A 6000-nucleotide genomic window follows, 5' to 3' on the forward strand; every position below is an offset into this window, starting at 1 on the left:
CCACCTCATTCCATTCAGTTAGCAGTTAAGTGCCTGTAACTGCCGGCTAATGCCTGATGCCCCCTCCTGGACGCAACGCATGTTGGCAAGCGATGTTCCGGATATATTGGGGACCCTGACCGGCCAATGCGTCGCATCAGGCCCCGAGAAAATCCGCAAGAACCATGCGGGCCATCAGCGGTTAACCGTCATTGACGGGTTCACCGTTTGGCCATGTTTGAAACCCGGTTCCGCGGTGGTATCCTCTGCCTCCCGTCTGTTGCGTCTTCGGAGTATCCCCATGGCCCCCCGCGCCAACTGGAAGGGTTTTTTGCGGCTGTCGCTCGTGACCTGTCCGGTCGCGCTCTACCCGGCCACGTCCGACACCGAGAAGGTCTCCTTCAACCAGGTCAATCGCAAGACCGGGCACCGCATCAAATACGCCAAGGTCGATGCCGAGACCGGCGAGGAAGTCGCCGCCGAAGACATCATGAAGGGCTACAAGGTCGATACCGACACCTACATCGAGATCACCAAGGACGAGCTCGACGACATCGCCCTGGAATCGACCCGCACCATCGAGATCGATGAATTCGTGCCGAAGGCGGATATCGACAGCCGCTATCTGATCCGCCCCTATTACCTCGTCCCGGACGGCAAGGTCGGCCATGACGCGTTCGCGGTGATCCGCGAGACCATCCGCAGCCTGAACAAGGTCGCGATCGGCCGTGTGGTGCTGACCAACCGTGAGCATGTCATCGCACTCGAGCCGCTCGGCAAGGGCCTGATGGGAACGCTGCTGCGCTACCCCTACGAGGTCCGCGACGAGAAGGAATATTTCGACGACGTGCAGGACGTGAAGATCACCAAGGACATGCTCGATCTCGCCAAGCACATCGTCGAGCAGAAATCGGCCGACTTCGATCCCGAGGAGTTCGACGACCGCTACGAGACCGCGCTGATCGAGCTGATCAACCAGAAACGCAACGGCCTGCCGGTGGCGAAGGCCACGCCGAAATCGACCGGCAATGTCATCAATCTGATGGACGCGCTCAAGCGCAGCCTTGCCAATGAGCAGCAGGCACCCGCTCCCGCCAAGGCAAAAGGCAAGAAGCCGAAGAAGCGGGTCGAGGGCCAGCGCGAAATGCTGTTGCCGATCGCCGGAAGCGGTACCGGTGCCGGCAAGCGCGCCGCCAAGGAAGAGCCGAAGAAGGCGGAGAAGCCCGTGCGCGCGCCGACCCGGGCCAAGAAGGCCGGATAGGCGAAAAAGCAGCCGGCGGTCTCATGCAATGACAGCGACGCGGCAGGCGGCAAGCTGACATGCCGTGGTCGACGCCTTTCGAGCAGCCGATCGTCCTGCGCGGCGGCCGCAAGCTGGTGACGCTCCAGCACGCCGCCGACTACATCATGAAGCTGCCTGAGCCGGTACAGCAGCGCGAGTGCTGGCAAACCGCCGTCGAGAATCTGATTCACGCCGCCGAGAGCGGCGGCGGTTGGCTGATGTTCGCGCGGATTGCGATGCTGCGAGCGCTCAACGAAGACGGCTGACCGCCGCGCGCACGTGATTTCTGTTTACTGCGGAAAGTTGTCGCGGACCCGGACAAAGAGCGCCCTGACGTCTTGGCCAAGACTGGTGACCGCAGCGACGATCACGATGCTGATGCTGCAGGCTACCAGGCAATATTCGATCGCGGTTGCTCCGCGCTCGTCGCTGAAAAAACTTGAAATCAACTGGCGCATCAAAATCCCCGCCGACGCCTCGCGCGGGTTTCTCCCGACTTGCGTCTTGGCCGCAACCTAAAAGCCGACTGGTTGATGCCGCATTGACGGACAGGATGAACGATTGATTAAGGCCATGCGCGGATTGCGCCGGTATTCATACGGTACGGAAAATTTACCAGACCTTGCGCGCCGTCCTCGCACAGTCGGCGTCGGTACTGCCGCGGAGGAAGCACATGCCCCAAGAAACGCGAGAAACACGCAGGAATTACATCGGCATTCTCTACGAGGAGGCCGACGAGCCGCGCATGGTGGCCGAGCTGCGGAGCGGGAACGATCGCCAGGTGGGCCGATATCTTCAAAGGCTGGTGGCGGCGGTGTTCAATCGACGCATGGAAGCGAGATGATTTCCATCATCCACATCGATCGTCAAAGCAAATCAGCGGGCCGCTACGACGGCTGACCCGCTGACACGTGGCGCGAAGCAATCCGGAGCAAGACGCCGGATTGCTTCGTCGCCGTTTCCTCACAAAGCGCGAGGTGAAGGCGATCAGAAGTTGCGCTGTGCGCGAAGCTGCAGGAAGAACGTATCCTGGTCCTTGAACTCGTAAGTCGCAGCCGGCTTGGGGGCGGAAGCTCCAAGGACGGCCGTACCCTGGAATTTCTGGTCGAGGTGGAACCACTGGAATTCGGCCGAGAACGTCAGGTTCTTGACTGGAGTCCAGCGGGTGACCGCGCCGAGCTGCGAGACGTTGAAGTCGGGGTTGCAGACGTAATTCGCGCTGACCGCCTTCGCTGGCGTCGTGAAGTTCGCGCAAATGAACGCTTTCGCCGTGCCGTCATACCGCACCGCCGAATAGCTGCCGTAGAAGCTGGTCGACCAGTACGGATCCCAGTTGTGGTTCAACGCACCGCGGAAACCGAAGGACTCAGTCAGGTGCAGCGATCCGTCGCCGCCGGCCGCCACCGGCAGGTAGACACCGTCGGTCGTCGCGCCGAAGCCGATGCTCTGATATGCGCCGAAAGCGCCACCGCCACCGAACATCGCAAAGCTCGGCGAGGCCGACGACGTCGCGATCACATATTTGGTCGCGCCCTTGGCGTAGCTCGCGTCGAACTTGATGTCGTCGCCAGGGCCGGTCGGGACGTTCTTGATGTTCACGCCGACCATCGTCGCGAAGCCCCAGGAGTCGTCGGGATGCCCGGAAAGCTCGGATGCCGCGGTCGGCGCCGCGCCCGGAAGACCGACGCCGCCCGCCGGAGCGCCAGCCGTGTTGAGGGTGTTGTAGGACGCGCTCACTTCATGCGCCGCAGCCGAAACCTGGAACAGACCCCAGGCCTGGTCGACACGCACGTTGCCGACGACGTCGGGCGAACGGACACCCGCATAGGCGTTGCCGGAATTCAGCGTCGCGTTCAGCGGCAGCGCCAGATTGTAGACCGCCGTGCGATCCCAGACCACCGGATCGTCAAGCCCGATGCTGGCCGACACGCCGTTGCCGAACTGCGCGGTGTACTGGATGTTGTTGACGCCGGTGTCGGTGTTCTGGCCGCCCATCAGGAAGGACGAGTTGTTGCCCGGGAAGCCCTGCCATGGCGTCGCGTAGGCGGAAGCAGACTTACCGAAGGTGAAACCGGCAAACTGAATGAAGATATACTCGACCGCGACATAGCCGCCGCCGGGCGTGTCGAGGAGCTGCGCGCCGGCAACCGGCAGCGAGCCGTTGACCGAGTTCGGATTGTTGGTGCTGCCGCCGAGCGTGGAGAACTGGAAGTCGGCCTGCATGAAGGTGCGGACCGTGCCGTACTCGGTGGAGGTGCGCGTGTCGAACGTCAGCGCCATGCGCGCGCGGGTCGCGAAGTCATCGCGATAGCGGTTGCCCTGGCCGAGATCGCCGTTCCAGGCCGGCTGGCCCTGCGGACCGCCATTGAATGTCGTGTCGACGCGCAGATAGCCGCCGATCTTCATGCAGGTGTCGGTGCCCGGGACGTACCAGAAGCCGGCGCCGTACAGCGAACAGACCTTCACATATTCAACGGCCTTCGCCTTGACTGGAAGATCGGCTGCTTGTGCGCCGCTTATGGCCATCAGGCCGGCGGCTGTGCCGAGAATGAGTGTTCGCGCCCGTAACATCTGATCAAATCTCCTGCTCCCTCAACATGCACACGCATGTTTGAGGCGTTACCTAATGCAAAAACTTCCGGCGCGAATAACAACGCGGTGAGGTCGATGCTGTCGGCGCCGCGCTGTGACGTTTCCGCCACGATTACGCTTCGAAGCTCATCGAATGATGGGTTGTTGTCGAACGCCGCGTCATCGACCGCGTGTATTTTCGCAAGTGCCATTCGTGCATCGCGCCCCTCCGCATCGCCAAACGCATAACTGCAGCCCCGAGGTGCGCGCGACGCATGCTTTACGCGCCCACGGAATCCTGATCCTCTGTTGCAAAGCGGTCGGATGAACCGGCCGCGACCCAAGGGAGAGACACGGCCATGAAGCTCGGCACGGCGATTGCGGAAATCATGAAGCGCGAGGGAATCGAGATTCTCTGCGGCTATCCCGTCAATCATCTGATTGAGCACGCGGCCAACGCCGATATCCGCCCTATCATGGTGCGGCAGGAGCGCATCGGTGTGCACATGGCGGACGCGATCTCCCGCGTCACGTCCGGCCGCAGCATCGGCGCGTTCTGCATGCAGCACGGCCCCGGCTCGGAGAATGCGATGGGCGGCGTGGCGCAATGCTTCGGCGAGTCGGTGCCCGTGCTGGTGCTGCCGATGGGCTATCCGCGCCGGCTGGCGAACGTCGAGCCGAACTTCAATTCCAGCCAGGCGATGAAGGCGTTCACGAAATCGTCAGAGCCGATCATTCTCGCCTCCGAGGTCTGCAACATCTTCCGCCGCGCCTTCACCAGATTGAAGAACGGTCGCGGCGGACCGGTCATCGTCGAAATCCCCGCCGACATGTGGAACGAGGAGGTGCCGGAGCCCTTGAACTACACGCCGGTGCTGCGCACCCGCTACGGCGCCGACCCCGTGCATGTGAAGGAAGCGGCCGAACTCCTGATCAACGCCAAGCGCCCCGTGATCTATGCCGGACAGGGTGTGCATTACGCCCGCGCCTGGCCGCAACTGAAGCGCCTTGCCGAGCTACTCGCCATTCCCGTCACCACGAGCCTCGGCGGCAAATCGTCATTTCCGGAGACGCATCCGCTCTCGCTCGGCTCGGGCGGGCTGGCGGTGCCGCGCGCGGTGCCGAAATTCCTCGCTGATGCCGACGTGATCTTCGGCATCGGCTGCTCGTTCACGGAAACAAACTTCGGCATCGCGATGCCGAAGGGCAAGACCATCATCCATTCGACGCTCGACCCCAATCACCTGAACAAGGATGTCGAGGCCAAGGTCGGCCTGGTCGGCGATGCGGCGCTCGTACTCGATGCGCTGCTCGACGACATCGGCAAGACCGTCACGTCGGATCGCGATGCCAGTGCGGTCGCCGCCGAGATCGCCGCCATCAACAACGAGTGGCTCGCGAAGTGGATGCCGAAGCTCACGCATAATGAGGCGCCGCTCAATCCATATCGCGTGCTGTGGGACCTGCAGCACACCGTCGATGTCAGCAACACCATCATCACCCATGATGCCGGCAGCCCGCGCGACCAACTCTCGCCGTTCTGGAAGTCGGTCGAGCCCCTCTCCTATCTCGGCTGGGGCAAGACCACGCAGCTCGGCTATGGGCTCGGGCTCGCGATGGGCGCAAAGCTGGCGATGCCGGACAAGCTCTGCATCAACGTCTGGGGCGATGCGGCCATCGGCTTCACCGGCATGGATTTCGAGACCGCGGTGCGCGAGCGCATCCCGATCATGTCGATCCTGCTCAACAATTTCTCGATGGCGATCGAATTGAAGGTGATGCCGATCTCGACCGAGAAATACCGCTCGACCGACATTTCCGGCGACTACGCCGCCATGGCGCGCGCCTTCGGCGGCTATGGCGAGCGCGTGACCAGGCCTGAGGACATCGTGCCGGCGATCAAGCGCGGCATCCAGAAGACCAAGGAAGGCGTGCCGGTTCTGCTCGAATTCATCACCAGCAAGGAGACCGAGGTCTCGAGGCCGGGCACGTAGATCCCGTAGGGTGGGGAAACGGGCCGCGGCCCCCCACAAAAGGGCGGGGGGCGCGTAGGGGGGGGGCCGGGGCGGGTGGCCACCCCAGCAGGTGATAGCCACCGTGAGGAAGGGGGGGTTTTCATGGGGGCGGGTCGGGGGCGGAGCGGGGAAACACCGCCCACACGGGGGCGC

Annotated in this window: 6 protein-coding genes and 1 pseudogene; 4 read left to right on the forward strand and 3 right to left on the reverse strand. The window is 62.9% G+C overall.

Annotated elements, in window-relative coordinates; genetic code table 11:
- Nucleotides 1-280: 280 nt before the first annotated feature.
- Both ku and ACZIRK_RS33875 read left to right on the forward strand, forming a co-directional pair.
- Entirely contained in the window at nucleotides 281-1240 is a 960-nt protein-coding gene (ku, locus tag ACZIRK_RS33870; RefSeq protein WP_130229505.1) for a non-homologous end joining protein Ku, read from the forward strand.
- A gap of 59 nt (nucleotides 1241-1299) precedes the next feature.
- Complete coding sequence (locus ACZIRK_RS33875; RefSeq protein ID WP_028166141.1) at nucleotides 1300-1527, forward strand: hypothetical protein; 228 nt, start codon at nucleotides 1300-1302, stop codon at nucleotides 1525-1527.
- 24 nt (nucleotides 1528-1551) lie between these two features.
- Here the strand turns inward: ACZIRK_RS33875 and ACZIRK_RS33880 are convergent, their stop codons facing one another.
- On the reverse strand, nucleotides 1552-1719 hold the full coding sequence (locus ACZIRK_RS33880) for a Flp family type IVb pilin (protein ID WP_080663884.1): 168 nt from the start codon (nucleotides 1717-1719) through the stop codon (nucleotides 1552-1554).
- 215 nt (nucleotides 1720-1934) lie between these two features.
- On the opposite strand from ACZIRK_RS33880, the gene ACZIRK_RS33885 reads away from it, so the two are divergent.
- Nucleotides 1935-2105, forward strand: a complete 171-nt coding sequence (locus ACZIRK_RS33885) for a hypothetical protein (protein WP_165435536.1) — start codon at nucleotides 1935-1937, stop codon at nucleotides 2103-2105.
- A gap of 143 nt (nucleotides 2106-2248) precedes the next feature.
- On the opposite strand, the gene ACZIRK_RS33890 is transcribed toward ACZIRK_RS33885, so the two are convergent.
- Nucleotides 2249-3832, reverse strand: coding sequence for a porin (locus ACZIRK_RS33890; RefSeq protein ID WP_130229506.1), 1584 nt, complete (start codon nucleotides 3830-3832; stop codon nucleotides 2249-2251).
- Complete coding sequence (locus tag ACZIRK_RS33895; protein WP_130229507.1) at nucleotides 3787-4044, reverse strand: hypothetical protein; 258 nt, start codon at nucleotides 4042-4044, stop codon at nucleotides 3787-3789. Before ACZIRK_RS33895 ends, ACZIRK_RS33890 begins: the two co-directional genes overlap by 46 nt.
- A 138-nt stretch (nucleotides 4045-4182) precedes the next feature.
- On the opposite strand from ACZIRK_RS33895, the pseudogene ACZIRK_RS33900 reads away from it, so the two are divergent.
- A pseudogene (locus ACZIRK_RS33900) lies at nucleotides 4183-5826 on the forward strand (thiamine pyrophosphate-requiring protein); the annotation flags it as partial.
- Nucleotides 5827-6000: the final 174 nt, after the last annotated feature.

This window comes from Bradyrhizobium sp. Leo114 (assembly GCF_055229415.2).